Consider the following 26,441-nt stretch of genomic DNA (forward strand, 5'->3'; position numbering starts at 1 on the left):
CAGCATTGTTGACGCATAAAATTAAAGCTTTAAAAAACATCTTATGTAAAAATCTATCGTTTAATTTGAGGAATTCAAATTTGAGATAGATGAAATATCTGTTTTTATGGTCAATGATTTTTATAAGTTTTGGGGTGGATGCCCAACAGACTTTCTCCTTTGACCAAACCCGTGGATTAAATAGGGAAGGAGAGGCGATACCAATGCCTTTTGCAGTTGGGATCAATGCCGCTCAATTTCAGGAAATGGATACTAATGGGGATGGTCAGGAGGAGTTGGTCATTTGGGATATCAATGCCAGGAGAATTTTGGTATTTAAAGTAGAAGGGGAAGAATTTCAGTTTATTCCTGAAATGAGCTATTATTTTCCTTCAGATGTCAACGGTTTTCTGGTATTGGCTGATTATGATGGTGACGGTAGAAAAGACCTTTTTACCAGTAATCCTTTTGGGATAAAGGCATATAGAAATATCAGTCCTGCGGGAAGTCCATTCCCTCAATGGGAGGTTGCTCAGAATTTCCTCCGTCTGGACAATGGCTCCAATGTACAGGCCAATTTATTGGATATCCCGGTCATCAAAGATATCGATGGAGATGGAGACCTGGATATTGTGGCTTTCAATTTTGTGGTAGGGGATTATTTGGAGATGTATAAGAATACCAGTGTGGAGAGGAAGGGAGTAGCCGATATAGACGGTTTTGCATTTCCTGAGTCAAGATGGGGCAGGTTTGAAATCTGTGCCTGTGGACAGATCAGTTTTGGGATTACCTGTGCGGGGTTGCCGATGGGGAGAATAGTCGAAGAGGAGGTAAACCTTCGTATTGAACATGCAGGAGGACATTCCGCTTTGTATGAAGATTTTAATGGAGACGGTTTTTTTGATTTATTGGTAGGTAGGGATGAATGCAGGACTTTGTATTACCTCCCCAATAAAGGGACTAATGCAGAACCATTATTTGATGAATTTGCGCTGGAGCTGCCCGGATATGGTAAATTGCCTGAATTCCCGATTTTTCATGCCTCGTATTTATGGAGGGATAATTTAGTTGTCAGTATCAATTCCTCATCTATCGCAGGTGTATTTGAAGCGGATTATTCCAGAAATATGTTCAGGATCTCAAGTGAAGGTGGGGGAGCGGAACCATTTCTACAGTCTGAAATTTTTGATTTGGGAGAAAACACCAGGCCGTTTTTCAAAGGCTTCAGGGATGCAGGAGAGTTGATATTGACATCAAACAGTAACCTGGAAGGAAAAGTGGTGGGTGTAGGGTATAAGATTTTGGTAGAGGGTGATCAATGGGAACTAGTGGAAGTTGACTACCTTAACCTTTCGACGCTGGATTTGACAGACCTTCAGTACTTTGAATACCAGAATGTCTCCCGCCAAAACACCTATTGGGTGACTGGAGTGGATACGGTTAATTTCCAGTTGCAGCGAAAGATATTTTTTGGTAATTCAAATGATGTTGCTACCATGAAAGAGTTGACTTTACCGGTGACAGGAGTCAGAGCCTTGGATCATGTGGAGCTGTTTACTTATGCCGGAAAGGATTATTTATTGCTGGCCAGACAGACCGGGGAACTTGTGCTTTTTGAGATGGACTTTGGTACAGGAACAGCCAGCTTAGTCAGTAGGGATTTTTTAGGTTATTCAGATAATCCTGCCAGCCGAAACTTGACGGTCCATGTACTTCAGGATACCAATCCATCTATGTATGCGGTGGATCAAAGAGGAGTGTTGGTGTTTATACCTGATTTTATGAATCAGTCTCAGCGGGTCTCTGTTCAGCTAAAGCTCTTCAATGGTGAAAATAGTCAAAGTAGATTTGGCAGAAATACATGGATCACGTCATTAAGGCAGCCTTTTTCTGCTGGTCACGACTTGTTGCTGGGCAATACATCCGGTGGACTCGAATATCTTGCCTTCGCATCAGATTTACCGAGTCCCAGTGAGGAATCGTTTTTGGTAAGGGTTTATCCGAATCCATCTGATGGGGATTTCAAAATTATAGCCTCACAAAATGCCACAGCCTCTTTGGTGTCCATGTTGGGACAGGTGATGTTTGACAACATCCCGGTTGACAGCAATCAGGAAAGGGAGATTCAGGCAGGTTTCTTGGCCCCAGGCGTTTATATTCTGCAATTGACAAATGAAAAAGGAGGTCGGTTAAATAAAAAAATAGTTATTAGAAAATAAGTTTTGAAATTTTTTTCTTTGGTATCCGTACTAGTGGGTACATCAAAATACTATTTTAAAGGTATAGTCTCATGATATCGCTTTTTACAATTTTGGACAAATAATTATTGTCCCAACGAAAACCGAAAAATCATGAAAAAATTTATTCTATCTGCAGCAGTCTTTGCGTTTTCAGCAAGTGCGCTGCTGGCTCAAGAAATGTTTACTGGATTTGGAGCGAAAGGTTTTTACAACAAGTCTCTGAAAAATCAAGAATCTTTTTACATTCCACAAATGCAAATAGCATTTGAGACCTATGTTGAAACTAAGGAAGTCCAACAAGAATCCGGCTTGAGTGCATTTGCAAACAGCATGGCTGCCCATAGTAAAGGGGGGCAGTATGGCGGAAGACAGTCAGGTTCGGCTAGGGTTACCACTATTTTAAATGCAGGTATGGAGGTGGAAGATTTTCAGGTATTGGCCAATGATTTCCATGCTATTCTCGAAAATGAAATCCAAAAGGCGGGTCTGAACATTTTGAAAATGGAGGAAGTCGATAAGATGGAAAGTTTTCAGAAAGTAAAGGAAAAGTATTCAGACAAGACAGATAAGAAGCAGAGCAAGGCCAATCCTGATGATGTGGGATTTGGAACAATCAAAGTTTATCCAGACAACACCCTATTTATGTTTGATGAAAAATCTATGATGAAAGGTGGAGGTCCTGCTTTTTACGGTATGATGAAGAAAGTCCATGCTGAAACAAACGCTGGAATGATTTTACAAAACCTAACCATTGATTTTTCGACTGTAGAATTGGATGTCAAGCTTGACGCAGGGGTTAAAAGGAAATCCACTACAGCAGAAATGAAAATTTTACCAAAAATGAGAATCACTTATAATACTGTGGATTTTATTACACCTAAAGGAGGGCCTAACTCAGGACCAGCAAGCTTGGTAGGAGAGTTTGTGTCCGAAAAAGAATACAATGCCAATATTTATTCGGATAAGAGTAAGGCTGAAAGCCTGTTCAAGCAATTCTTTGCCTTGAGTGCGCCGAATGTTGATTTCGATCCAAGAATAGTAGAAATGAGCAAGGAAGATTACATTGCTGCCGCAAAGGATCTTTTTACCCAGTATTCAAAAGAATTTGCAAAAGCATTGGTCGTTGGGGCCAAAGGTAAGTAAGTGACTTACTGACCGAAGCCTAGGCGAAAGCCTAGGTTTTTTTGTTTTTGGTCTTTCCTCTATTTTCAGGGAAACAAAAGGGCTATCTGATTTTTTCAGGGAAGAATAATTCGGGAATGGGTTTAGATCAGGTTATTGGCATAAGCAAACTTGATCAACCCCACCAAAGAATTGGTTTTGGTTTTCCGAAAGATGTTTTTTCTATGAGTTTCAACTGTACGCTCTGAAATAAAAAGTTTTTCGGCAATGTCCTTGTTGGAGCATTCCTGTGCAATCAACTTCAATATTTCCCTTTCCCTGTCAGTAAGCATGCGCTCCTCATCAGGGAATTGCAGGCTGTTGATGATGATTTTATTGATGTCATTGCTCAGGTAGATTTTACCTTCTTTGACAGCAGCAATTGCCTGAAGGAGCTCTTTGTGGGAATCATTTTTGAGTACATAACCGCTTATGCCTTCTTTGAGGATTTCTTTGACCAAGTGGACTTCGTCATGCATGCTAAGTAAGATAATCTTAGTAGTGGGGCTGATTTTTTTTACCAAACGAACCAAAGCAAGGCCATCCATTCCCGGAAGGCTAAAATCTGTGATCAATAAGTCTACTGCATGGTATTTTATAAAGTCTACAGCGGCCTCCGCATTATTGGCTTCACCAATAATCTGCAACTGTTCCTCCTGACTCAAAATGCTCTTGATCCCATCCAATAAAATGGCGTGGTCATCTACCAGAAATACTTTCATGGTCCTTATGTTTTTGTTGAAGTTGAATGTCCTGAGAAGTTTTGCCAACATTTCAGCAAGTTACACTCCACAGAGGTTCTAATAAATCCGTGCTGGTGGGTATTTATTTTACTATCGATTCTATCACTGGATCCTCTTCTAGTTGCGCCACCGGTACATCGATTATCAGATTGGATCCTTTGCGGTTTGGTTGACTGTCAACTTCAAAATCTGCTTTGATTCTGTGAAGTCTGGATTGGATATTTCGCCATCCATTACCTTCGGATTGCTCCAAATCGGAAGGATCAAATCCCTTTCCGTCATCTTCAATTATAACGCTAAGCTCTTCATCATGTCTTACCAATTGTATGGTGATTTCTTTAGCCTGTGCATACTTGATGATATTATTGACCCATTCCTGAATCACCCGATAAAGGGAGATTTCCTGAAGCTCCGTAAGTCTTCCATACAGTTCTTGTGTGTCGGCTAAGATTTTGATTTTTCCTGTGCTGTTGAGTCTTTGTGCAAATTCATTTACAGCCTCCTTTAGTCCAAATTGGATCAAAGTAGCTGGCATCAGGTTAAAGGCGATACTCCTTATTTCTGTATGCATCTCCTGTAAGATTTTTTCGCTTTGATCTACTGTTTTGCTTTTGGTGACCAAATCATTTTCCATATGCTTTAGATTGGAGATGTTCATTCGAAGGGCTGAAATAAGTTGGCCAAAGCCATCATGAAGGTCTTGCGCAAACCTTTTTCTTTCCAATTCCTGTGATTCCAATGCAGCATTGATATAAGCCTCTTTCACTTCAATTTCTTTTTGTTGAATGAGTAACAGGCGAGTTTTTTTCTGTCGGTTTTGATTGAGGAGGAAAAGTACTGAGACTAGGATTAAGATGATGAAAAGAGAAAATATTAAGATCAAATTTCTTTGGTTATTGGCTTTTTGCTCAGCTATTTCAGCTTCCTGAAGGATGATCTGTGCCTCTTTTTTCTCTGTTTCGTATTTCGTTTCAATATCTGCCAAAAGCCCTGCCTTTTCTATATTGAAGATGCTGTCTCTGAAAGATTGAGCCTGTTTATAGGCGGCCAGCGAATTTCTGTAATCCCCTTTTTTCTCATAGATTTCACTCAGTACTGTGTGAGCGGCAACCAGTCTCTTGTCATCATCGATTTTTTCTGAAAGGGCTAGAGATTGTTTTCCAAAGTTTTCTGCCATAGTGTAATTCCCCAATTGCATGTGTGCTTTGGCGAGCGAATGCAAGAGAAGACTGTGATCGTAGTCATTTTGGAGGTTATTCTGATAGATTTCAGCTGATTTTTGATAATGGATGAGTGCTTTGCCTGGTTCATTGTTATCCATGGCAAGGTTGCCCAGATTAGTAGAAGCTATGGACAAAGCTTTTAGATCGCCTAATACTTCTGATTTCTGCACACACTGGGCATAGTAGTAGGCTGCTGAATCCAGTTCTTTGAGGTTATGGAATGTAGATCCCAGATTTAGATAGATTTTTTGGATGTTTTGGTTGTCGTTCAGTTTAGCTTTAATGGAAAGGGCTTTTCTAAATCGATCTAAGGCCTTTTCGTTTTCCTCCATGAGGTAATAAATGTTTCCAACAGTAAAAAGTGCATTAGCAGTCATCTGTTCATTACCGATCTGCTCTGCTGTCTCAAGAGCTTTGGTCGCAAAAGAAAGTGCCTTAGGGTAGTCGCTTTTGTTTTGATAGATCAGAGAGAGATTGTTATATACAGCAGAAAGTCCACGAAGGTCTTTATTGCGGATGTAGGCATCAGCAGATTTGTTAAGATAGTAAGCTGCAGAATCATATGATGCTGCCACCCAATGCACCACACCGATTACAGTATAGGCATATCCTTCGATCCGCAAGCTGTTAACCTTGCCTAATATGGCCACACCTTGATGGGCAGCTTTTAGCGCTCCGGGAGAATCTGAATACATCTTTTGCCAAGCCAGGTCCATCAGGGCTTCAGCTTTGACACTATCCAGCTTTGTAGTTTGAATTACTTCCTTCAAGCTGTCTAGTGCTATTTGGTTTTGAGCGGGGGTGTTTATAGTAGGAAGTAGAAAAAAGCAAATTGACAACAATATTTGATGATAGGCTGGGCTTTTCATAGGTCAAGTGAAAGGATCAATCAAATAAGATATAAAAAATTCATTAGAAAAAGGAATGAGTTTATTTCAAAATGCATCAAATAAAAAGAGTTACTGATTTTTCAGTAACTCTCATTTTCATTTGGAAAATCTTTGGCTTTTACATCTTGTATGTAATGCTGAACCGCTTCCGTGATGATGGTTTGAAGATCGGCATATTGTCTCAGAAACCTTGGTTTGAATTCCTGTGTGATGCCCAGCATGTCGTGGACAACCAGTACCTGACCATCTACATTTCCGCCTGCTCCGATTCCAATAACAGGAATGCTGACAGTTTCTGCTACTTTTTTGGCAAGGCTGGCTGGTATTTTTTCCAGTACGATGGCGAAGCAGCCGCACTCTTCCAGTAATTTGGCATCATCCAATAGTTTTTGGGCTTCGGCTTCCTCTCTGGCTCTTACGGTATAGGTGCCAAATTTATAGATGGATTGTGGGGTAAGGCCCAAATGTCCCATAACTGGCACGCCTGCACTCAGAATTCTGATGACTGATTCTTTGATTTCCGCACCCCCTTCCACTTTAATGGCATGGGCACCGGATTCTTTCATGATCCTGATCGCAGAGCGAAGCGCTTCAGAGCTATTTCCCTGATAAGAACCAAAGGGAATGTCCACCACCACAAAAGCCCTCTTCACCGCCCTGACAACAGATGTGGCATGGTAGATCATTTGATCTAAGGTGATGGGTAGGGTCGTCTCATGACCAGCCATCACATTGGAAGCAGAATCACCTACAAGAATGATGTCTATTCCCGCTCCATCAATTAGAGCGGCCATGGAGTAATCATAGGCAGTGAGCATGGAGATTTTTTCTCCATTGTTTTTCATTTCCTGCAGGATATGCGTGGTGATTCTTTTGATATTGGATGATTGGTGTACAGACATGTCGAATATTAGTGAAGATGGACGGTGTGATTTTCGTTAGATAAATTAACAGTGATGTGCTCACTTAACGTGGTGGCAAGTTCAAGTCCTGTGTAATCCGGTGAAACAGGGAACTGCTTATGGCTTCTATTGACCAGAACAGCGATTTCCACTTTCTTGACTGAGGCATCCAGAAAAGGTTTCAGCGCATAAATGAGTGTTCTGCCGGTATTGAGGACATCATCCACAATGATGATGCTATGATTTTTAAGATCAACGCTCTCTGAAAGTTGCACGCCATCACGGTTGATATCACCTTTGTCCAAATGGATTTCAATCACTTTTGTTTGGATTGGGGAGATTTCCTGTAAACTTTTAGCGAGATAATCTGCCAGTTTCTTGCCCATACCGGATATCCCGGCAATGAACAACATCTCTTCAGAAGCGTTGCGCTCATATATTTCATAAGCCATTCGCGTGATTTTTTGAGTAATTTGCCTGTGATTCAGGACCAGTGTCATCGTCTCGCTCATGATGTTTACAAGGGGTTTGATTTAAAAAGTGAAAATTAAGCCAATTGGGCTTGGATTCAAAGTATTTTATGCAGCATGTTAGCCTATGTACTAAATATGGTCAGATATAAGATTTTTAACTATGTGCCATACAAATAAACGATTGGTATTTTCTAACCAAAGGGCTTACTTTTGGTTTTCAAATGTACATATACTTGTCTTAAAAGGATAATGACTAAAAATAAAGCAAAAACGGGAGTTCTTTTGGTAAATCTTGGTACACCGGATAGCACGGCAACCGGAGATGTGAGGAAATATTTACGGGAATTTTTGATGGATGGGAGAGTGATTGATTTTCCCTTCATTCCCAGATGGATGTTGGTGAATTTGATTATTGCGCCTTTCAGGGCTCCTAAATCTGCAAAGGAATACAGGAAACTCTGGACGGAAAGAGGATCTCCGTTGCTTTTCCATACCGAAGACCTGAAGGAAAAATTGGTCAAGAAACTGGATATGGAGAAATACCAGGTGGAAATTGCCATGAGGTACCAATCTCCAAGTATTGAGGAAGGATTGCTGAAGTTGAATAAGGCCAATGTGAAGAAGATCATCGTATTGCCCTTGTTTCCTCAGTATGCTTCTGCTACCAACGGTTCGGTGGTGGATAAGGTGATGGAAATTGCCAGAACCTGGCAGATTATCCCTAACATTACTTTTATCAACAATTTTGTGGATCACCCCTTGTTTCTGGAAGCCTGGGCAGAATTGGGTAAGGAATTGATGGAAAAAGAGGAATACGACACCTATCTTTTTTCCTATCATGGTTTGCCGGAAAGACAGATCAGAAAAGGTTCCGTCGATGGCTATTGTCAGCTTAGCGACAAATGCTGTGGCAATTACACCAAGAAAAACCAGTTTTGTTATAGAGGGCAGTGTTTCCATACGACCAGGCTGATTGCTGATCAATTGGGATTACCACAGGATAAAGTGGTCACTTGCTTCCAGTCACGCTTGGGTAAAGATCCTTGGATCAAACCTTATACGGAAGATGTCATCAAAGAACTTGCCGAGAAGGGAATTAAAAAAGTTTTGGTATTCTCTCCTGCCTTTGTTGCAGATTGTCTGGAAACAACCATTGAAGTGGGTGAGGAATATAAAGAAGAGTTTGAAGAACTTGGTGGGAAAAGATGGGATTTGGTACCAAGTCTCAACTCTAGGGACAAATGGATAGATTGTGTCAAGGATTTGGTAGAGTCCAATACTTGAATTAGGGGATGAGCTTGTAGGTTCGTTTTTACACATAGGAATATATATCCATAAAACATGTCCAACAGTCAGCCTTTGTATCAAAAGTCCTGGGTACTTTTCCTGGGAATCCTTTTGGTTGCCTTCAACCTTCGCCCATCCATTACCGCTGTAGGCCCTTTGATTCCCATGATTCGGGAGGATTTGGGTCTGAGTAATGGGTGGGCGGGTTTTCTGACCACCTTTCCTTTACTCACGTTTGCTACTTTTTCGCTTTTTTCAGCAGCAATTGGGAAAAAGCTGGGCAATTCTTTGGCTATTTTGCTGGCTTTGGTGTTGATATTGGCGGGAACCATCATCAGGGTCCTGGGAAGTGCCGAAATATTGTTTTTGGGAACAGGGCTGACCGGTATCGGAATAGTGATCTGTAACGTGCTGTTAATCCCCCTGATCAAGAATAGGCTTCCTTCCAAGATCGGTATCGTCACAGCCTCCTATACCACAGGGATGACGTTGTTTGCGGCAATTGCCTCAGGAATTTCAGCACCATTGGCCATCGACCTTGGATTGGGTTGGAGGGGCTCTTTGCTTTCCTGGTCTGTTTTGTTGCTCCTGGGCATCATCGTATGGATTCCGCAATTAAAGTTCCAGGTTGCCCCTGGAAATAGGTCTGAGGATGAAGTTAAGGTAAATGTCTGGAAAACGCGATTGGGCTGGCAGGTGAGTTTGTTTATGGGTGTGCAATCACTATTGTTTTTTACCTTGATATCCTGGTTGCCCGATATGATGATTGCCAGAGGTCTCAGTGCTGTGGAGGCGGGGCTATTAGTGTCTTTGATGCAGATCATCGGTCTTTCGGGTTCATTTTTGGCGCCGATCATTGCGGTCAAGTTTAAGGATCAGGTCGGTATCGTCTGGGTTTTAGGAGTCATGTACCTGATTGGATTTTCCAGCCTCTTTTTGGAGGTTTTATGGGTCAATTATATTGGCTTAGCTTTAGTGGGTATTAGCTTGGGTTCCAGCGTGTCCTTGGCTTATACCCTGATCGGGCTAAGGACAAGGAATGAAAGGACTACTGCAGCTTTGTCGGGGATGGTGCAGTCTACAGGTTATTATCTGGCGGCGATGGGGCCTTTACTCTTTGGAGTGGCTTTTGATATTTTTCATAATTGGGATTTTCTGATCTACCTGATGTTGATCTGTTCTTTCTTGTTTATCTACTTTGGGAGTAAGTCGGGGAGAGCTGTACAGATGTGAAAAAATAAAATGCTTGGGTTAAAAGAGAGGTTAGAAATACAACAAAAGCCCTGTCGGTCGACAGGGCTTTTGTTTTTATTGTTTGGCGAGAACTACTTTCTCTTTGAATTTTTTGATTTGTCTTCTCAGGGCTTCTATAGCTTCATCGGTAGCAGCTTCGAATGAATCACTTTGGTGCTTGGCAAACAATGTCTTTCCGGGAACATTCATTTTAATCTCCACAATTTTATTTTCATTCTTTTCATTTTTATCTAATCTCATAAAAACTTCACCGTCGATAATACGATCAAAGTAGGTGTCCAGTTTATCGGCCTTCTTTTGGATGAAGTCGGTAAGCTTTCGATCGGCATCGAAATGGATGGAATGCATTTGAAGTTTCATAACTGTCAAGGTTTAAAGTTAAACGTATATTAAGCTTTTGGATGTGCTTGTTCAAACACAGCCTTCAGTTTCTCCATAGAGTTATGCGTGTACACTTGTGTAGCAGCAAGATTGGCATGGCCCAATAAATCCTTTACCGCATTTAGATCAGCTCCTTTGTTGAGAAGGTGAGTAGCAAAGGTATGTCTCAACAGGTGTGGGCTTCGCTTTGTGGTCTGAGCAAAAAGATCTAAATAATGTCTAACAATACGATAAATCTTCATAGGATAGGCCTGCTCTTTTGTATTATTAACGATAAAATAGTCACTCTCGTTTACATTTGAAAATGTTTCTTGAAATACTTTTTTATACGAAATTATATTCTCTTTTAGTCCTTTTGTCAACGGTATAATTCTTTGTTTTTTTCTTTTCCCTAATACCTTCACAACCTCTGAGTGGAGGTCAATGTCTTTCCATTTCAAGGTCAGTAATTCCGATAGACGTACCCCTGTCAGGTAGAGGAATTCCATGACCATTTTATCCCGTTGTCCATCAAAGGTCGGTTCATAGACCATTTCATCCAGGATCTTCTCGATGGCTTCTTCCTGTACAAATTCAGGTAGCCTTTTTGGGGTTTTTAAGGCTTTGATCTTATAGGTTGGGTCTTTGGTGATTTCGCCGGATCGGAGCAGGAATTTGTAGAAAGACCGCAGGGTGGCTATCTTCCTGTTGATGGAGTTGCTGCTCAAGCCCTCTTCCACCAGGTCAATGACCCATGCCCGGATTTCCGGATGTTCTGCCTGACTGATATCCTGTTTTTCGAAAGCTGTCAGGCAAAATTCCGCAAACTGCTCCAAATCCTTCCGGTAGGCCAGAACGGTATGTCCACTGGCTCTTTTTTCATATTCCAGATAGTTGATGAAGGATTCTAGCATGGTTTGGGGTTAATGATTCTGAATATAAGAATTTAAGGATGAAACTCATATTGAAATGTGATGAAAATCTTTAATCATCTAGCCTTGTATCAATTTATACTTGGGAGCTGTTCATAAGGATTATAGACGGCATCCATAGATGCAGCGGTTTCCTCAACCGTATCTGGAAAACCAACAGTTTTTCTTCTTTCATTAATTCTTTCAGGATTTTCTACAGGCCATATGACAAAGGAGCCGTCAGGCCTTAATAGACTGCTGGCTTGAGTGCCGTAAACCTGTTTTTTTCCTTGATACATCAACATTCTGTCTAACATCATAGCTGCGTGGACTTTACTCGCTTCTCCACTTTCAGCCAAAGAATGTAATTGTGGATAGTATTTTTCAATATCTGGAAGGTCGGCATGTTGGATTACCAAAAACACAGCACGCGCAGCTTTTTCTCCTATTTTGCTTTCTTCTGGCCAGCCATATATATCAAGCTTCATTTTGAGCCATGCCTGATTGGAGGAGTATACTTCTTCCATTTTCTGAAAAATACTGCTTGGAAGAGGTGTGTTGGATTGCATTGCTTCACTGATTTGTTTTCTGATTTTTTGGTCTAGCTCCATTATGGAATCTAATGAAGAACTGAATGACCCATAATCCAATTCTTTTATGTTGCTGCTTGATTTTGGGGAGCAAGAAATGATAGCAATTAAAATGAATATAAAAATAGAGTTTTTCATTGCGATTTTTTAAGCCTGCCACTAAGCTATTGTTTTGCTTACTGAATTGCGAAATGTCTTGCATAAAAAATGTTAAAGGCAAAAAAAGCGCACCCACTTTCGGTAGGTACGCTTCTAGATGTGATGTATCTCAAAAAGATAACAAACAATTACTTCATGGCTTCTGTTTGCAATCTCTGCTTGTAAGCTGCTTTGATTTTTTGGTCTCTGTTCTTAACAGAAGGTTTTACAAAGTGCTGTCTTGCTCTAAGCTCTCTTACAGCTCCAGTCTTATCAAACTTCTTTTTGAAACGCTTTAGCGCTTTTTCGATAGATTCGTTTTCTTTTACGTTGACTATGATCATATGTATACACCTCCTTTCAGGGTTGCAAAGATAAGGAATAAAAAATCACTAACCAAATTTTGTCTAAAGTGAACTCCTTTCATACAATAGAAACATGAATAGGAAATTTTAGTAAAGCCTGAAAGGTACCATCAAGTCCTGGAACAGTGGCTTCTGAAACTTATCCTTCGAATACTGCTTTTAAGGTGTGCCAAGACTTAATTTTTTGATTATTAAATGAATTGTAAGCGAAGTTTCAAGGAGATATAAGGATATTTTTCAACTAAAAACTTGTTATTTATTTATTTATTTAATTAACGTTGATTATTTAAATGGCCATTTTTCTAATCTGTTAATTAATAAATATTTAAACTTAAAATTTTTGAAAAATGAAAAAAGTAATATTCTTATCAATTGCCATACTAGGTATGGCTCTGGGTTCATTGATGACTGTTCAGCCTGCAAATGCAAGTGGGGGTATTTGTGACCAATGGGTTGGTAGTGTTGGTTGTGATTATGCCGATTGCGGTGTGTGCTTTTTGTGGAACTGTGGAGGAGGAACAATGTATGTATGTGATGAGTAAAATAGCAGCAATTAAAACTAATTAAAGAATGATACAGCGCTGTATTTGGATTTTGGCATTATTCTCATTTTTGGCTTGCAATAAGCCTATTGAGAATAATGCCATTCCTGATTTATTTGAATTGATTGTTGTCGATTCTACTTTGATCATCGAAAAAGATTTTTTCTTAAATGGTCAAATGGAAGTTAAGCTTGTTGGTGATAGCCTGATAGCTGTCTCTTCATTTAAATCTATGGCAATTGCCTTTTATGGAATGGATGGAACTGAGTACGGTTACATTGCAGCTAAAGATTTTCCTGAGGCTCCATTTTCTCCGTCTTCATTTGATATCTCAGAATTCCCTTCTTTATATATTTTGGAACATAGACGGGGTTCAATATTAAAATTTGATGTTCAATCTAAATCGTATGTTGAAACTATTAAGCTTAATTTACCTGAAGGGAAGGCTCCCAAAATGGCTATGTCAAAATTCATGGTTATACCAGAGGGATATTTAGTTGAGCTCCATTCAAATTTATATAGTGCCTCAGACCCAAAATATTATAAGAATTCAGGAGATTTGATTTATCTGTTTGATAAAGATTTAAATGTTTTAAATTCTTTTTTAAACTATCCAAGAGAATTTGAAAATACCAAGGGTTCGATATTACCAAATAACTACCTCGTTTCCAGTGAATTTGAACAAACCATATTATTGTCATTTGCCCATGATAAGGAGTTAAAACGGTTTGATATGAAATCTCCGGGGAAAATTCTTGAAATAATTGGACTCCCAAAAAGCAGGTATTTTAATTATTCAATAAATGAGGCCGATCGGATTGTTACTATGGAGGATAGAATGAGTGGTCAGGTAACTGTTCCAAGAAATCACTATTTTATTTCAATTTTCGAAGATGAGGAACTAATAATAATTCAGACTTGGATGAATAAAGATGGAGATAAAAGAAGCAGGGAATTTTATTCCAACTTGTTTATTTACAACAAAAAGATGAAAAGCTGGGGTGAAACCCGCAATCCTAGAGAGTATTTTTCTATCGGAAATTTGGCAGGTATGGTAAAGGATACATTATATTTTTATGAAGGAAACTTGGTTAATCAAGATGAGAAATATATCAAAAGGGCAGTTTTAAGACAAATTCAGGACTGATATGAGGTAGTCTGTTGAAAGTAAGATTGATCCAATTTACTATTGCAGTAAACTGAGAAATAAATAAAACACAAAGCCCGGCATCAGCCGGGCTTTTTGATTTATTGAAGTTATAATTTACTTATGAAATTACTTTTTCAGCCAAGAGTACAATCTTGTTATCATTTACTTCCACTACTACACCTTCAATTATATGGCTTTTTTTCTTCTTTGGTGGAGTAGGAGACATAAACCTTTCATAAAGCAGAAACAAGAATAGGTAATTTTAGTAAAGCCTGAAAGGTACCATCAAGTCCTGGAAAAGTGGCTTCTGAAACCTCTCCTTTGAATACTGCTTTTCAGATGTACCAATGTTTTATTTTTATCTTTATTAAATGAATTGTAAGCGAAGTTCCTAAGAGATATGGGGATAATTTTCAACTAAAAACTTGTTATTCAATTATTTATTTATTTACTTACCATTGATTATTTAAATGGCCATTTTTTTAATCGATTATTTAATAAATCTTTTAACTTAAAATTTTAGAAAAATGAAAAAGAAAGTAATATTTGTCTTAGGATTTTTGGTATTATTCTTAGGAAATTTTATGTTTTACCAATCTGTTTCAGCGCAAACCGTTCATTGTCCGCATATACTGAGGGATGAATTTGGCTGTGACCTTTATGACTGTCCAAATGGCTGTGTAATTGTAGCTTGCGGACCAGCAGGAGCTACTGAGTTATGTGATACATGATTATTTTCAATGATGTCTTATGATACAGCGTTGTATTTATTTGTTTCTGTTGGCGGCCCATATTGTGGGCTGCCAACAAAAAGTCAAGCCAATTTCTGGACTGGAATTCGTACTTATTGATTCATTGCAATTGCAGGAAAAGAATGGGTTTCTTAGCCAGCCTCATTTGGTGGGTATAGTTTCGGATTCAATTCTTGCTGCTACCAGTTTCAAAAGCAAGGGTATATGGTTCTTTGATTTGGAAACTGGTGAGGAAATCTCTTCCATTTTGTCCGGTAAGGTAATGGGTACAAGCTTTATGCCTTCAGGGGTGATCTGGGATGCTTATCCTGAAGTTAAAGTTGTGGATGGTAGCACCCAGAAGATACATGTTTTTAGGATAAACCAAGACATCGGATCTGATAGTCAAGAAAGGGCTAAGGACGGTGTTGATTTACTCAGTAGCGTAACCTTAAAAGCCCCGGATGATTTTAAAGTAGCCACATTCATGACTTTTTTCGAGGAATTTGACGGTAAGTACTACGTCAGTATCCGAACTACCAAAACCCTGCCCTCAAAAATCAATTATTTCAGGGATTCAGGCGAAGTGATCGGTGTTTTTGACCTCGATGGGAACCATATCGAAAACATCCTATCTTTCCCTAAGTCTTTGCAAGATCTACAGGGGTATATTGTACCCTATCTGGGGTATGGATTTGGATCAGGAGAGTCGGGGGCTTACTTTACTTTTGGAAGTGAAAGAGAACTGGTATTGATGGGAAGGGATTGGAATTCCTCAAGGCAGTTTGAGGTTTTCAAGTTGCCGGAAAGCCGTTTTTTTGATTATAAACTCCAGTTCATAGAGAATGAGCATAACGGAATGAACACTGATCTAAGCCCTTCAACACATTATTTGAAACCTGTCCATGAAGAAAGAGGATTCGTTTATCTGCAATCCAAGATGAGGGATAATACAAAACTTGGCCAATTTGTTATGCTTACCCATATCTTTCGGTATAATAAATCCCTGGAAACCTGGGAAGAAAGTGACGAAGCGTTCAATTTTTTGGAATTAGGAGATCTGGCAGGGATAAAGCAGGATACGCTCTACTTTGTTGAAGCGAGCTTGATCAATAGAGATCAGAAGTGGATGAAAAGGGCAGTATTGAAATCTAAAGGATAATATAACCAAAAAAGCCCGACGATAGCCGGGCTTTTTTGGTTATTGCAATCTACTTGTTCTTAAAGTACTTTTTCAGCAAGTAGAACAATATTGTTGTCTTTTACTTCTACAACTCCACCTTCAATTACATGGCTTTTTTTCTTCTTTGGTGGAGTAGGAGACATAAACCTTTCATAAAGTAGAAACAAGAGTAGAGAGTTTAATAAAGCCTGAAAGCTACCATCAAGTCCTGGAAAATTGGCTTCTGAAACCTCTCCTTTGAATACTGCTTTTCAGATGTAGCAATGCTTTATTTTTTTCTTTATTAAATGAATTGTAAGCGAAGTTCCTAGGAGATATGGGGATAATTTTCAACTAAAAACTTGTTATTTATTTATTTACTTAACATTGATTATTTAAATGGCCATTTTTTTAATCGATTATTTAATATATCTTTTAACTTAAAATTTTAGAAAAATGAAAAAGTTCGTTTTAATCTTAGGGATAATTTCCCTTAGTTCTGCCAGTTTTGCGATTCCAGGTTATAAAATGCAGGAGGATGACTGTCCAGGAGGTGGGTCTTATAATGCATGTCGTTATTCTCCTTCTGATATTTGTTGGGTAAGTGAGCAGACTCTTTGCGATGAATAATTCTTTAATACCTTAACCATGCCAGAAAACCTGAAAATGGTTTTCTGGCTTTATTTTAATAATTAAGCAAATGTATAAATATATTTACCTTGTAATTTTGGCGACAATATTTTTTTCTTGTTCAGAAGAAGAAACCGAAAAAAACAATAAAATTCTGACTATTGATCTGAAAAATGGGCATGAAGGAAAATTATCAGATATCTTTAATTCCATTGAATATACATTATTAGACGCTGGAGATAATGAAGTTTTAGCAATGCCTGCGAATTTGAGGATAAAAGACAGTCTGATTTTTGTAAGGGATTCACGGCTTTCAAATATTATGATTTTTAAAATGGATGGAAGTTTATACTCGGTTATCAGAGCCCATCTAAATCCAGGACCAGGGGAGTTTTTACAGTCAGAAGACTTTCAGCTAGGAGCTGACTGGATTAAGGTTAGAGATTATCCTCAAAATAAGTCATTTACTTATGATTTTAAAGGGAATTTGCTAGATGAAATTCGAGAAGGAGAGGAATTATACTATTATTTTTACGAAACCAAGGATTGGAAATTGGCATACATGGGACATTCCAATGGCCCAGATTCGAAACTTTTTCTTCGAAAAGACAAGTTAAATGAAGAATTGCTCTTTCAATATTCGTTTCCCAATGAGTTCTCCCATATAAATATCGGGTCTAAAAATGGTTTTATGCAAGATGTCTCTGATTCCTCAGTTTTTTTTGCTATTCCATACAGCTATGAAATAATCAGGTTCGATGAAAAGGGTGTAGTCGATATGGTAATTGAATTGGATATTAAAAATGGCGGCATTACGAAAGAGCAACGAAATCTATGGGTCTTGGAGAGGAATTTAAGACAAATGGCCAAGGAAGGGAAACTTGTCACTCATACCGATACTTTTTTTCCGATGTGGAATCATTTTTTTGTTCATTTGAGACAGGAGAGTCCAAATAGAGCAATTAACCACTTTATTGTTTTCAATAAGGATTTTGAAATGATGTACCAAGGTTATGATTTAGAAAATGACATGGACGGGATGCGCTTGGATGGAGTGCCTTGGAGCTATCATGAGAATTCAATCATTCTTATGATCAATTCCAATCAATTCTATAATGCCTACATAGAGAGTTTTGGAGGTAAAAGTGTTAAGCAAGTTAAGGGAAGCGTTCATGACTTCTTCCAAAAGAATATGGGTAGGTTGAAAGAAGATCAGTATGTGATGGTAAGTCTAAATATGAAATAGATGGGCAGATGTACAATATGTTTTGTTGGAGAATAAAAGTGTCAATGTAATGAGCAGGTAAAAAAGCAATTTTAAAGTCTAAAGAATAATATAACCAAAAAAGCCCGACGATAGCCGGGCTTTTTGGTCATTGCAATCTACTTGTTTTTAAAGTACTTTTTCAGCAAGTAGAACAATATTGTTGTCTTTTACTTCTACAACTCCACCTTCAATTACATGGCTTTTCTTTCCTTCTGCTGAGGTGTAGGAAACAGTTCCTTTTTCCAATGCAGAAACGATAGCCGCGTGGTTTTTCAAGACCTGAAAGGATCCTTTGGCTCCCGGGAAAGTTGCCTCGGACACTTCTCCTTCGAAAACCTTGAGGTCTGGAGTAATTATGGTCAATTGCATCATAAGGTTCAGATTTTTGGTCAATCAGGATTACCTGAATCAGATTATTTTACCTCAGCAAGCATTTTTTCACCTTTGGCAATAGCGTCTTCGATGCTACCTACCAAGTTGAATGCCGCCTCAGGCAAGTGATCCAATTCACCGTCCATGATCATGTTGAAGCCCTTGATGGTGTCTTTGATGTCTACCAATACACCTTTAAGGCCTGTAAACTGCTCCGCTACGTGGAATGGCTGGGAAAGGAATCTCTGTACCCTTCTAGCTCTGTGAACCACCATCTTATCTTCTTCAGAAAGTTCTTCCATACCCAAGATGGCGATGATGTCCTGAAGTTCTTTGTAACGCTGAAGGATTTCTTTTACCCTTTGTGCACAGTCATAATGTTCTGCACCCAAGATGTCTGGAGTCAAGATCCTGGAAGTGGAATCCAATGGATCCACCGCTGGATAGATACCCAATTCAGCAATCTTTCTGGAAAGCACGGTAGTCGCATCCAAGTGGGCGAAAGTCGTCGCAGGAGCAGGGTCAGTCAAGTCATCCGCAGGTACGTAAACAGCCTGTACGGAAGTAATGGAACCATTCTTCGTAGAAGTAATCCTTTCCTGCATGGAACCCATCTCAGTAGCCAATGTAGGCTGGTAACCTACCGCTGATGGCATCCTGCCCAAAAGTGCCGATACTTCGGAACCTGCCTGTGTGAATCGGAAGATGTTATCGATAAAGAATAGGATATCTTTACCAGCGCCATCTCCTTCACCATCCCTGTAGTATTCCGCCAAAGTCAAACCTGTCAAGGCTACCCTAGCACGGGCACCCGGAGGCTCGTTCATCTGACCAAACACGAAAGTAGCTTTGGACTCTTCCAGTTTCTTAAGATCCACTTTGGATAAATCCCAACCACCTTCAGTTTCCAAGCTATGTAAGAAGTCTTCACCATAAGTTACGATGCCTGATTCGATCATCTCCCTCAAAAGGTCATTACCTTCACGGGTTCTCTCACCTACACCGGCAAATACAGAAAGACCTGAATATGCTTTTGCAATGTTGTTGATCAATTCCTGGATCAATACCGTCTTACCCACACCGGCACCACCGAAAAGACCGATTTTACCACCTTTTGCATAAGGCTCGATCAAGTCGATTACTTTGATACCTGTGAAAAGCACTTCAGTAGAAGTAGAAAGATCTTCAAACTTAGGAGCTGATCTGTGGATAGGCAATCTCTTGGATGATACCACTTCAGGCAAACCATCGATGGCCTGACCAACCACGTTGAAAAGTCTACCCTTGATAGCTTCACCGGTAGGTACAGAAATAGGAGCGCCATTGTCTATAGCTTCCTGACCTCTTACCAAACCTTCAGTAGCATCCATCGCAATGGTCCTTACTCTATCCTCACCTAGGTGCTGCTGTACTTCAAGGACTACTTTCTGACCGTCTTCTTTGGTGACTGTCAAAGCATCCAATATGTTAGGCAATTTTCCTCCCTCGAAGGAGACGTCCACCACCGGACCAATTACCTGGGTTATCTTACCAATATTTGCCATTTGTATTTAGTATTGTAAAAAGGATTAACACTTTTTAGATATCGGACGCAAAATTAATTATTAAAGCTGAATACCAAAGGATGTTTGGAAATTTAATCCTAATAATCTGTTGATTTTTATATCTCTAACCTACCTGCCTTAATTTTTAATAAAATATTCCCTTTTATAGAATGACCTAGTTACGCTTTTGTAAACATTTCTATCATCTGGAATGGGATGATTTTTTGCATGAGTAAGATGGCTTTGGCCTTTATAGACAATCTCTATCAATAGGTCCCGCCTTATAAGAGTTTGATGGATAGGTGTAAACGATAGAAATTTTCAATCATAATTTATTTGGATTTAATCTAAATACAATGATATTTGTCAGGTTATTTAAAATTAGTCTAATTAATGATAAGAATTATTTCCTACATCATCATCACCGCATTACTGGCTTTTTCATGTGGTAAAAATGAATCTGAATCAGAAACTGTCCAAGATATGACTAAGATCATCACTGCCGGAGGTACTGTTTCAGAGATTGTGGCAGCCCTGGGTTTCCAAGAACAGATTATCGCTACGGATATTACTTCCACCTATCCTGCCGAACTTCAAAAGCTTCCATCTATCGGTTACCGAAACCAAATCAAAGCAGAAGGTATCCTGGCTCTTGGTCCAGATTTGGTTTTGGCTGAGGAAGGTTATCTTACTCCAGATGTGGTGCAGCAGTTGGAATCCACGGGTGTCATGCTGCATTTTTTTAAAAAACCTCAACAGATTTCTGAAACTTATCAACTGATTACTGAGCTCGGCAAATTTCTGGAGGTTGAAGAAAGAGCATCTGAAATAACTGCCGGCCTTCAAGCAGATGAGACAGCATTGAAGGCCTATCTTGAAGAATATGAACTTGAGGAAAAGCCCAAAGTGGCTTTTGTCATGGCCAGAGGTTTGGAGACGGTTTTTCTGGCAGGGGAAGAAACTTTTGCAGCGTCTGTGATAGAAATGGCTGGAGGAGATTTTGCGGGAAAGGGTTTTAAAGATTTCATCCCATTGACGCCTGAAGCGATAGTTTCCATCAATCCTGATTACCTCATCTTTTTTGAATCAGGTCTTGCTACCATCGGTGGAAATGACGGTGTAGCACAAATCAGAGGTATCGATCAGACCACAGCTTTCCAAAAACAACAAGTTTTGGCATTTGATGGACATTACCTTTCCGCTTTTGGACCAAGAGTAGCCACAGCAGCCTTGGATTTGGCAAAAGCCATAAGAAATAAATGATATCTCAGCTGACCATATCGAACAAAGTGGCTCATCAAAGACTGGTACTTGGGACCATGACATTAATGCTCTTGGCACTCGGTGTGATTTCAATGAGTTTTGGCGCATTCCCTATTTCTTTGTCCAAAGTAATGCAGGTGTTTTTTGGAGACTGGATAGGGGGAGAAAGTGTCAGTTTGCAGGAAAAAAACGTGCTGCTTCAGATTCGTTTGCCACGATTACTAATGGCCATGCTGGTAGGTGGAGCATTGGGCATTGCTGGAGCTGCTCTTCAGGGGCTATTCAGAAATCCTCTGGTTGAACCTGGCCTGATCGGCGTCAGCAGTGGCAGTGCATTATTTGCTGTTATCTATATCGTGTTTGGATCTTCCTTAACTTTTTTGACTTCTTTAGGCAAATTTGGTTTGGTAGGCTTTGCCTTTATCGGTGGCTTGCTGAATACTTTTTTAGTCTATCGCTTGTCCAGTAAAGCAGGTAAGACGGATATTTCTTTGCTGATTCTTGCTGGAGTGGCATTGAATGCTTTGGCAGGGGCATTGATAGGCTTATCTATTTTTTATGCGGACGATGCTGCCCTAAGAAACTTCACCTTCTGGAGCTTGGGAGATGTGGGAGGCGCCAATTGGGAAAAGGTAATGCTCATGCTGGGATTTTCATTTTTACCCGTAGGGCTGATTATCGGTCAGCACCGTGCATTAAATGCACTCGCCATCGGAGAAAATGAGGCCTTTCATGTGGGCGTAGATGTGCAGCGCACCAAACTTTTCATTTTGATTGGCAGTGCTTTAGTGGTGGGTACCGCTGTGGCCTTGACTGGCACCATTGGCTTTGTTGGGCTCGTAGTCCCTCATTTATTAAGAATATTATTTGGAGCAGATCATCGCCTGGTCATTCCAGGATCCTTTTTGACAGGCGCTATCCTCTTGACCTTGGCAGATTTATTGGCCAGAACTATGGTGGCACCGGCTGAGATGCCCATAGGAATCATTACAGCCATATTGGGGGCGCCGTTCTTTATATGGTTATTGATCAATGTAAAACAAATCAGAACGTAGTATGCTGGAAGCAAATAACATTCAATACCTCGTTCAGGGCAGAGCTATTGTCAATAAAGTGTCCCTGCAGTTAAATCCAGGCCAGCTTACAGCTGTCATTGGACCCAATGGGGCAGGGAAGTCCAGCCTTTTAAAATTATTGGCCGGAGATTATAAGCTGCATTCAGGAGTAATAAAATACAATGACAGGGTCATACAAAATTACCGACCAAAGGATCTGGCTCAAGTCAGGGCGGTGATGCCCCAACACAGTCAACTTACTTTTCCTTTTAAAGTCAAAGAAGTCGTGGAATTGGGGCTATTATCCCTAGGACTGAAGCAGGGCGAACAATTGGTCAGAGAAGTCATGATGGAAACCCAGACTTGGGGATTCAAGGACAGGCTTTATGGAGCGCTATCCGGAGGTGAAAAGCAAAGGGTACAGTTGGCAAGAGTCCTGGTGCAGATTTGGGCAGAATCTGATCAACCTAAATACCTTTTGTTGGATGAGCCTACCTCCAGTATGGATATCGCCCATCAGCATCAGGTACTTCATATTGCGTCAAAACTTAAAAACAAGGGGATTGCTGTTTTGGCTGTCCTGCATGATCTCAATATGGCTGCGGCCTACGCAGATCAGGTCATTCTTCTGAAAGAAGGAAAAGTTTACCAGCAAGGGAGCGTAGCCGAAGTTATGGCTTCCAAGCATCTAGAGTACGTATTTGAACATCCGATTATGGTAAGAGATGGATTTGAAGGGATGCCCCATTTGATCCAGCCTCTACCTGTTCATCATCAAACCCATTCATTCAAAATCGCATAAACTATGGAAACTACATTACAAAAATTCACCACTGAAACATTGAAGCAGGCATGGGATGCCCTTAAAAACGAGCAGCCTCAATTGAGGATTAGAGATGCAGCCGCCAAACTGGGTGTCTCTGAAATGGAGCTTTTGGCTACTTCCATCGGAGACTCCACTATCCGGCTTGAAGGAAACTGGGCCGAGTTCCTAGTCGCCTGTAAAAAGCTCGGTAAGGTGATGTCTTTGACAAGAAATGACGGTTGTGTATTAGAGCATAAAGGCAATTTCCAGAAAATCGAGATTCAGGGAGAAACCCCTTACCATGTAGGTACGGTAATAGGCCCTATCGAACAGCGGGTCTTTTTCAGTGCATGGAAGTATGGCTTTGCAGTGATCAATGAGACAGCAAGAGGTACCATGCGAAGTTTTCAATTTTTTGACAAATCAGGTGAAGCGATCATGAAGATTTACCTGCAGGAAAAAAGCAACGTGGAAGTTTTTGATGAACTGGTAAATCAATACAAAGCTGCTGACCAAAACGAGGAACTTTATACCGAAGGCTTTGCGACTCCTGATTATGCCAAGGAAATTGATATCGAAGCCTTTACCCAGGATTGGGAAAAAATGAAGGATACCCATGAGTTTTTTGGTATGCTTAGAAAATATAAGGTACATCGCTTAGATGCCGTAAAATGGATCAATGACAAATGGGCCTATGAAGTAGACAGACTTTCTGCAAGGAAAATTTTGGAGGTAGCCTCTGCTGAAAAGATGCCCATCATGATTTTTGCAGGCAATAAGGGCAATATTCAGATCCATCAGGGAAAAGTGCGCACGATCCGTCAAATGGGCTCTTGGTTGAATGTCCTGGATCCGGATTTCAATATGCACCTCAACGAAGACTTGATCGATTCGGCTTTCGTGGTACATAAGCAGACCGAGGATGGTCTGGTGTCCTCTTTGGAACTTTTTGACCAGAAAGGAGAGATGATCGCCCAGTTCTTTGGCTTGAGAAAACCTGGAATTCCTCAGTTGGAGGCCTGGAAAAAACTGATAGATAGTCTCTAATGCATAAAAGGCCGGGGAAATCTCCCGGCCAAAAAAATTTAACCTTATGATTAGATTTAATCTAAATAAAATATTTATCCTCTTTTTTCTGCTCATTGTTCCCAAGGCTTTTGCATTTGAACTAGATATGGGGAAGCAAATCTTGGATCCTTCAGGTAAACCTATCCCTCATGCATTGATTAAACTTGATGATGAAAAGGTCCTTGAGGTGGATGAATTGGGGAAAGTGGAGATTCAAAGGCCCTCTGAAACTATTATAATTTTTGCCATGGGCTATGTGACCCGTCAAATGACCTGGGAGGAATGGATTCGGGAGGAAGATATTATTTTAAAAGAAAAAGCTGGAAATCTTCAAACGGTAGTAGTTTCTGCTACCCGTACAGAACGCAGTGTGGAGCAATTGCCAATGCCTGTAACTGTGCTCGACTCCGAAAGTATCCAAGAAACAGGCGGCATTAGGTTATCTGAGATTTTGCGTGAACAGACCGGTTTGCAGATTGCTTCGAATCACGGTTCCGGTTTGCAAATGCAAGGCTTGGATTCCGATTACATACTTATTTTACTGGACGGGGAGCCACTGATTGGGCGTACTGCCGGGACCTTTGACTTGGACAGAATTTCTGTTTCGAATATAGAAAGGATAGAAATTCTCCGAGGTCCTTCCAGTGCCATTTATGGTAGTGAGGCCATGGGCGGTGTAGTGAATATCATTACCAAATCAAATGTAGATAAAACTGATCTGGATATTGGTGTTAGGCACCGATCCTTCAATTCCTGGAATCCCTTTTTCCAATTTGGAATGGGAAAAGAAAAATGGAATACTCAGGTGTTTTTTGATCATTTCAGTACAGATGGATTCGATTTAACGCCTGAGACTCTTGGGCAGACGCAAAATCCTTATCGGGCCTCTACAGCTCAGGTAAAGGTTTCAGGAGAATTTTCAGAAAAAATTAACCTTAGTGTTTTTAGCAGAGGTTACAAAGAGATATCGGAAGGAGTCCTTCAAACGAAAGGGACTTCAGGTGCTGAAACACTTGATTTGGGCAATGAAAGAAGGGATTTTAATTTGAACCCTACCTTGAGATTCAAACCCAATTCGGATTGGACTTTTACCCTGAGGGGAATGAGCTCTTGGTTTTCTACCCTTTCGGACACACGATTCAGAGACAGCGGGGAAAATTTTGATTTTCAGGATTTCAATCAATTCTATCACAGGACTGAACTGCAAACGGACTTTCAGCTAAACGCCCAAAATCTGATTACATTGGGATTGGGGCAGTTGATAGAAACTGTGGAAGCTTCTCGTTATGAGGACAAAAACCGTTTTGAAGCAGGCTACTTTTTCTTCCAGCATCTTTGGGACCCCATGCCAAAGTTCAATGTGGTCACTGGTCTGCGGGCAGATTTTCACAGTCAATTCGGGAATAGAATCAGTCCGAAAGTATCAGGGCAATATCAAATTTCTGATAAATTAAGTTGGCAGGCCTCTTTCGGTGCTGGGTTCAAGACCCCTGATTTCAGACAACTTCTTTTGAATTTTAACAACGCTGCCTCCGGTTATTATGTCTTTGGAGCCAATTTGGCTGAGGAGGGCATTTCAAGATTGCAGCAGCAAGGTTTGGTTGCCCGTGTTCTGATCGAGCCTGAAACATTGGGAGATCTGAACGCGGAAACTTCTTGGGCAATTAATACAGGTTTTAGGTGGAAGCCAAGTGCCAAAAGCCTGATACAGGTAAATGGATTCCGCAACCATATCGATAATTTAATCGAAACTGCTCCAATAGCCCAATTGGTTACGGGACAGAATGCCTTTTCTTATTTTAATATCCGTAGCGTTATCACTCAAGGTGTAGAAGTGGATGCACAGATTAACCTACTTCCTAATCTCAGTTTGAGCGCTGGCTATGCTTTTTTGGATACAAGAGATTTGGAGGTTCTTGACCGAATTGACAATGGGGAAGTATTTAAACGAAATGCCCAAAACCAAACCCGACGTGTTACCCGCGCAGATTATGGAGGGCTCTTTAACCGTAGTCGCCATAGCGGGAACTTCAAAATCAATTATCATGAAAATTTTACTGGAATAGATCTGTCATTCAGGACCATATACAGGGGAAAGTTTGGATTCTCTGACCTGAATGGCAATCTCATCCTTGACAGTGAAAATGAATATGCAGAAGGTTGGTTCAGTCTCAATCTTACAGCTTCCAAGACGCTTAATAATGGATTATTCTTCGAAATGGGTGGCACCAATCTCCTCAATACAGCCACTCCAGCGCAACCAAACAACCCAGGAAGGGTGCTCTTCTTGGGGCTAAAAGTGCCATTACTAAATCTGATAAACCAATAATTAATTT

Annotated in this window: 26 protein-coding genes; 15 read left to right on the forward strand and 11 right to left on the reverse strand. The window is 40.2% G+C overall.

The genetic code is table 11. The features are described 5' to 3' along the window. The first annotated feature begins 89 nt into the window (after positions 1–89). Both ACFFIP_RS10165 and ACFFIP_RS10170 read left to right on the forward strand, forming a co-directional pair. Positions 90–2,198, forward strand: coding sequence for a T9SS type A sorting domain-containing protein (locus tag ACFFIP_RS10165; protein ID WP_382387512.1), 2,109 nt, complete (start codon positions 90–92; stop codon positions 2,196–2,198). Between the two features lie 132 nt (positions 2,199–2,330). Continuing rightward, on the forward strand, positions 2,331–3,362 hold the full coding sequence (locus ACFFIP_RS10170) for a hypothetical protein (RefSeq protein WP_382387513.1): 1,032 nt from the start codon (positions 2,331–2,333) through the stop codon (positions 3,360–3,362). Positions 3,363–3,484: 122 nt separating this feature from the next. Here the strand turns inward: ACFFIP_RS10170 and ACFFIP_RS10175 are convergent, their stop codons facing one another. The 4 genes from ACFFIP_RS10175 to ACFFIP_RS10190 form a co-directional block, all read right to left on the reverse strand. Next, positions 3,485–4,102, reverse strand: coding sequence for a response regulator (locus ACFFIP_RS10175; RefSeq protein WP_382387514.1), 618 nt, complete (start codon positions 4,100–4,102; stop codon positions 3,485–3,487). A gap of 103 nt (positions 4,103–4,205) precedes the next feature. Continuing rightward, on the reverse strand, positions 4,206–6,116 hold the full coding sequence (locus ACFFIP_RS10180; RefSeq protein ID WP_382387515.1) for an ATP-binding protein: 1,911 nt from the start codon (positions 6,114–6,116) through the stop codon (positions 4,206–4,208). Positions 6,117–6,316: 200 nt separating this feature from the next. Further along, on the reverse strand, positions 6,317–7,138 hold the full coding sequence (gene panB, locus ACFFIP_RS10185; protein ID WP_382387516.1) for a 3-methyl-2-oxobutanoate hydroxymethyltransferase: 822 nt from the start codon (positions 7,136–7,138) through the stop codon (positions 6,317–6,319). Between the two features lie 8 nt (positions 7,139–7,146). Further along, positions 7,147–7,650: a phosphoribosyltransferase family protein gene (locus ACFFIP_RS10190; protein ID WP_382387517.1), complete on the reverse strand. Its 504-nt coding sequence runs from the start codon at positions 7,648–7,650 to the stop codon at positions 7,147–7,149. A gap of 210 nt (positions 7,651–7,860) precedes the next feature. Between ACFFIP_RS10190 and hemH the strand changes: the two genes are divergently transcribed. Together hemH and ACFFIP_RS10200 are read left to right on the forward strand one after the other, a co-directional pair. Further along, a complete protein-coding gene (hemH, locus tag ACFFIP_RS10195; RefSeq protein WP_382387518.1) occupies positions 7,861–8,895 on the forward strand; it encodes a ferrochelatase in 1,035 nt (344 codons plus the stop codon). A gap of 57 nt (positions 8,896–8,952) precedes the next feature. Further along, entirely contained in the window at positions 8,953–10,131 is a 1,179-nt protein-coding gene (locus ACFFIP_RS10200; protein ID WP_382387519.1) for a CynX/NimT family MFS transporter, read from the forward strand. 75 nt (positions 10,132–10,206) lie between these two features. Here the strand turns inward: ACFFIP_RS10200 and hpf are convergent, their stop codons facing one another. From hpf to rpsU, 4 genes are all read right to left on the reverse strand, one after another. Then, positions 10,207–10,512 carry a ribosome hibernation-promoting factor, HPF/YfiA family gene (hpf, locus tag ACFFIP_RS10205; protein WP_382387520.1) on the reverse strand — a complete coding sequence of 102 codons (306 nt, stop codon included), beginning with the start codon at positions 10,510–10,512 and terminating at the stop codon, positions 10,207–10,209. A 29-nt stretch (positions 10,513–10,541) separates the two neighbouring features. After that, positions 10,542–11,426 carry a tyrosine-type recombinase/integrase gene (locus ACFFIP_RS10210; protein ID WP_382387521.1) on the reverse strand — a complete coding sequence of 295 codons (885 nt, stop codon included), beginning with the start codon at positions 11,424–11,426 and terminating at the stop codon, positions 10,542–10,544. An 89-nt stretch (positions 11,427–11,515) separates the two neighbouring features. Further along, positions 11,516–12,034: a DUF6624 domain-containing protein gene (locus ACFFIP_RS10215; protein WP_382387522.1), complete on the reverse strand. Its 519-nt coding sequence runs from the start codon at positions 12,032–12,034 to the stop codon at positions 11,516–11,518. A 266-nt stretch (positions 12,035–12,300) separates the two neighbouring features. Further along, positions 12,301–12,495: a 30S ribosomal protein S21 gene (rpsU, locus tag ACFFIP_RS10220; protein ID WP_010611386.1), complete on the reverse strand. Its 195-nt coding sequence runs from the start codon at positions 12,493–12,495 to the stop codon at positions 12,301–12,303. Positions 12,496–12,863: 368 nt separating this feature from the next. Here rpsU and ACFFIP_RS10225 point away from each other — a divergent pair, with 368 nt between their 5' ends. The 4 genes from ACFFIP_RS10225 to ACFFIP_RS10240 all read left to right on the forward strand — a co-directional run bounded on the left by ACFFIP_RS10225 (position 12,864) and on the right by ACFFIP_RS10240 (position 16,101). Next, the gene (locus ACFFIP_RS10225; protein ID WP_382387523.1) at positions 12,864–13,058 is read left to right on the forward strand and encodes a hypothetical protein; all 195 of its coding nucleotides are present in this window, start codon (positions 12,864–12,866) and stop codon (positions 13,056–13,058) included. A gap of 28 nt (positions 13,059–13,086) precedes the next feature. Further along, complete coding sequence (locus tag ACFFIP_RS10230) at positions 13,087–14,205, forward strand: hypothetical protein (RefSeq protein ID WP_382387524.1); 1,119 nt, start codon at positions 13,087–13,089, stop codon at positions 14,203–14,205. A gap of 530 nt (positions 14,206–14,735) precedes the next feature. Then, positions 14,736–14,939 carry a hypothetical protein gene (locus ACFFIP_RS10235; RefSeq protein WP_382387525.1) on the forward strand — a complete coding sequence of 68 codons (204 nt, stop codon included), beginning with the start codon at positions 14,736–14,738 and terminating at the stop codon, positions 14,937–14,939. A gap of 19 nt (positions 14,940–14,958) precedes the next feature. Further along, entirely contained in the window at positions 14,959–16,101 is a 1,143-nt protein-coding gene (locus tag ACFFIP_RS10240; protein ID WP_382387526.1) for a hypothetical protein, read from the forward strand. Between the two features lie 59 nt (positions 16,102–16,160). Here ACFFIP_RS10240 and ACFFIP_RS10245 read toward each other — a convergent pair whose 3' ends face one another. Further along, the gene (locus ACFFIP_RS10245) at positions 16,161–16,289 is read right to left on the reverse strand and encodes a hypothetical protein (protein ID WP_382387527.1); all 129 of its coding nucleotides are present in this window, start codon (positions 16,287–16,289) and stop codon (positions 16,161–16,163) included. Positions 16,290–16,557: 268 nt separating this feature from the next. On the opposite strand from ACFFIP_RS10245, the gene ACFFIP_RS10250 reads away from it, so the two are divergent. Both ACFFIP_RS10250 and ACFFIP_RS10255 read left to right on the forward strand, forming a co-directional pair. Next, positions 16,558–16,731 (forward strand): hypothetical protein, encoded by a 174-nt coding sequence (locus tag ACFFIP_RS10250; protein ID WP_382387528.1) that lies wholly within the window; start codon positions 16,558–16,560, stop codon positions 16,729–16,731. Positions 16,732–16,801: 70 nt separating this feature from the next. Next, complete coding sequence (locus tag ACFFIP_RS10255; RefSeq protein ID WP_382387529.1) at positions 16,802–17,977, forward strand: 6-bladed beta-propeller; 1,176 nt, start codon at positions 16,802–16,804, stop codon at positions 17,975–17,977. A 147-nt stretch (positions 17,978–18,124) separates the two neighbouring features. Here ACFFIP_RS10255 and ACFFIP_RS10260 read toward each other — a convergent pair whose 3' ends face one another. Together ACFFIP_RS10260 and atpD are read right to left on the reverse strand one after the other, a co-directional pair. Then, positions 18,125–18,370 (reverse strand): FoF1 ATP synthase subunit delta/epsilon, encoded by a 246-nt coding sequence (locus tag ACFFIP_RS10260; RefSeq protein ID WP_382387530.1) that lies wholly within the window; start codon positions 18,368–18,370, stop codon positions 18,125–18,127. A 41-nt stretch (positions 18,371–18,411) separates the two neighbouring features. Beyond that, a complete protein-coding gene (gene atpD / locus ACFFIP_RS10265; RefSeq protein WP_382387531.1) occupies positions 18,412–19,914 on the reverse strand; it encodes a F0F1 ATP synthase subunit beta in 1,503 nt (500 codons plus the stop codon). Between the two features lie 393 nt (positions 19,915–20,307). Here atpD and ACFFIP_RS10270 point away from each other — a divergent pair, with 393 nt between their 5' ends. The 5 genes from ACFFIP_RS10270 to ACFFIP_RS10290 are packed head-to-tail and all read left to right on the forward strand — an operon-like array spanning position 20,308 to position 26,434. Further along, on the forward strand, positions 20,308–21,177 hold the full coding sequence (locus ACFFIP_RS10270; protein ID WP_382387532.1) for a heme/hemin ABC transporter substrate-binding protein: 870 nt from the start codon (positions 20,308–20,310) through the stop codon (positions 21,175–21,177). After that, entirely contained in the window at positions 21,174–22,232 is a 1,059-nt protein-coding gene (locus tag ACFFIP_RS10275; protein WP_382387533.1) for a FecCD family ABC transporter permease, read from the forward strand. The genes ACFFIP_RS10270 and ACFFIP_RS10275 overlap by 4 nt, the downstream gene beginning before the upstream one ends. 1 nt (position 22,233) lies before the next feature. Continuing rightward, positions 22,234–23,034 (forward strand): heme ABC transporter ATP-binding protein, encoded by an 801-nt coding sequence (locus ACFFIP_RS10280; RefSeq protein WP_382387534.1) that lies wholly within the window; start codon positions 22,234–22,236, stop codon positions 23,032–23,034. Positions 23,035–23,037: 3 nt separating this feature from the next. Next, positions 23,038–24,084 (forward strand): hemin-degrading factor, encoded by a 1,047-nt coding sequence (locus ACFFIP_RS10285; RefSeq protein ID WP_382387535.1) that lies wholly within the window; start codon positions 23,038–23,040, stop codon positions 24,082–24,084. 46 nt (positions 24,085–24,130) lie between these two features. Next, a complete protein-coding gene (locus ACFFIP_RS10290; RefSeq protein ID WP_382387536.1) occupies positions 24,131–26,434 on the forward strand; it encodes a TonB-dependent receptor plug domain-containing protein in 2,304 nt (767 codons plus the stop codon). Positions 26,435–26,441 lie beyond the last annotated feature (7 nt).

It is taken from the genome of Fontibacter flavus (assembly GCF_042432905.1).
Lineage (GTDB): Bacteria > Bacteroidota > Bacteroidia > Cytophagales > Cyclobacteriaceae > Fontibacter > Fontibacter flavus.

Coding starts and splice junctions, on each gene's coding strand:
- ACFFIP_RS10280 (WP_382387534.1), top strand. CDS start 22,234: ATGCTGGAAGCAAATAACATTCAATACCTCGTTCAGGGCAGAGCTATT.
- ACFFIP_RS10175 (WP_382387514.1), bottom strand. CDS start 4,102: ATGAAAGTATTTCTGGTAGATGACCACGCCATTTTATTGGATGGGATC.
- ACFFIP_RS10190 (WP_382387517.1), bottom strand. CDS start 7,650: ATGAGCGAGACGATGACACTGGTCCTGAATCACAGGCAAATTACTCAA.
- ACFFIP_RS10225 (WP_382387523.1), top strand. CDS start 12,864: ATGAAAAAAGTAATATTCTTATCAATTGCCATACTAGGTATGGCTCTG.
- ACFFIP_RS10165 (WP_382387512.1), top strand. CDS start 90: ATGAAATATCTGTTTTTATGGTCAATGATTTTTATAAGTTTTGGGGTG.
- rpsU (WP_010611386.1), bottom strand. CDS start 12,495: ATGATCATAGTCAACGTAAAAGAAAACGAATCTATCGAAAAAGCGCTA.
- ACFFIP_RS10285 (WP_382387535.1), top strand. CDS start 23,038: ATGGAAACTACATTACAAAAATTCACCACTGAAACATTGAAGCAGGCA.
- ACFFIP_RS10235 (WP_382387525.1), top strand. CDS start 14,736: ATGAAAAAGAAAGTAATATTTGTCTTAGGATTTTTGGTATTATTCTTA.
- hpf (WP_382387520.1), bottom strand. CDS start 10,512: ATGAAACTTCAAATGCATTCCATCCATTTCGATGCCGATCGAAAGCTT.
- ACFFIP_RS10260 (WP_382387530.1), bottom strand. CDS start 18,370: ATGATGCAATTGACCATAATTACTCCAGACCTCAAGGTTTTCGAAGGA.
- ACFFIP_RS10210 (WP_382387521.1), bottom strand. CDS start 11,426: ATGCTAGAATCCTTCATCAACTATCTGGAATATGAAAAAAGAGCCAGT.
- ACFFIP_RS10200 (WP_382387519.1), top strand. CDS start 8,953: ATGTCCAACAGTCAGCCTTTGTATCAAAAGTCCTGGGTACTTTTCCTG.
- ACFFIP_RS10250 (WP_382387528.1), top strand. CDS start 16,558: ATGAAAAAGTTCGTTTTAATCTTAGGGATAATTTCCCTTAGTTCTGCC.
- hemH (WP_382387518.1), top strand. CDS start 7,861: ATGACTAAAAATAAAGCAAAAACGGGAGTTCTTTTGGTAAATCTTGGT.
- panB (WP_382387516.1), bottom strand. CDS start 7,138: ATGTCTGTACACCAATCATCCAATATCAAAAGAATCACCACGCATATC.
- ACFFIP_RS10240 (WP_382387526.1), top strand. CDS start 14,959: ATGATACAGCGTTGTATTTATTTGTTTCTGTTGGCGGCCCATATTGTG.
- ACFFIP_RS10270 (WP_382387532.1), top strand. CDS start 20,308: ATGATAAGAATTATTTCCTACATCATCATCACCGCATTACTGGCTTTT.
- ACFFIP_RS10170 (WP_382387513.1), top strand. CDS start 2,331: ATGAAAAAATTTATTCTATCTGCAGCAGTCTTTGCGTTTTCAGCAAGT.
- atpD (WP_382387531.1), bottom strand. CDS start 19,914: ATGGCAAATATTGGTAAGATAACCCAGGTAATTGGTCCGGTGGTGGAC.
- ACFFIP_RS10255 (WP_382387529.1), top strand. CDS start 16,802: ATGTATAAATATATTTACCTTGTAATTTTGGCGACAATATTTTTTTCT.
- ACFFIP_RS10275 (WP_382387533.1), top strand. CDS start 21,174: ATGATATCTCAGCTGACCATATCGAACAAAGTGGCTCATCAAAGACTG.
- ACFFIP_RS10230 (WP_382387524.1), top strand. CDS start 13,087: ATGATACAGCGCTGTATTTGGATTTTGGCATTATTCTCATTTTTGGCT.
- ACFFIP_RS10290 (WP_382387536.1), top strand. CDS start 24,131: ATGATTAGATTTAATCTAAATAAAATATTTATCCTCTTTTTTCTGCTC.
- ACFFIP_RS10215 (WP_382387522.1), bottom strand. CDS start 12,034: ATGGAGCTAGACCAAAAAATCAGAAAACAAATCAGTGAAGCAATGCAA.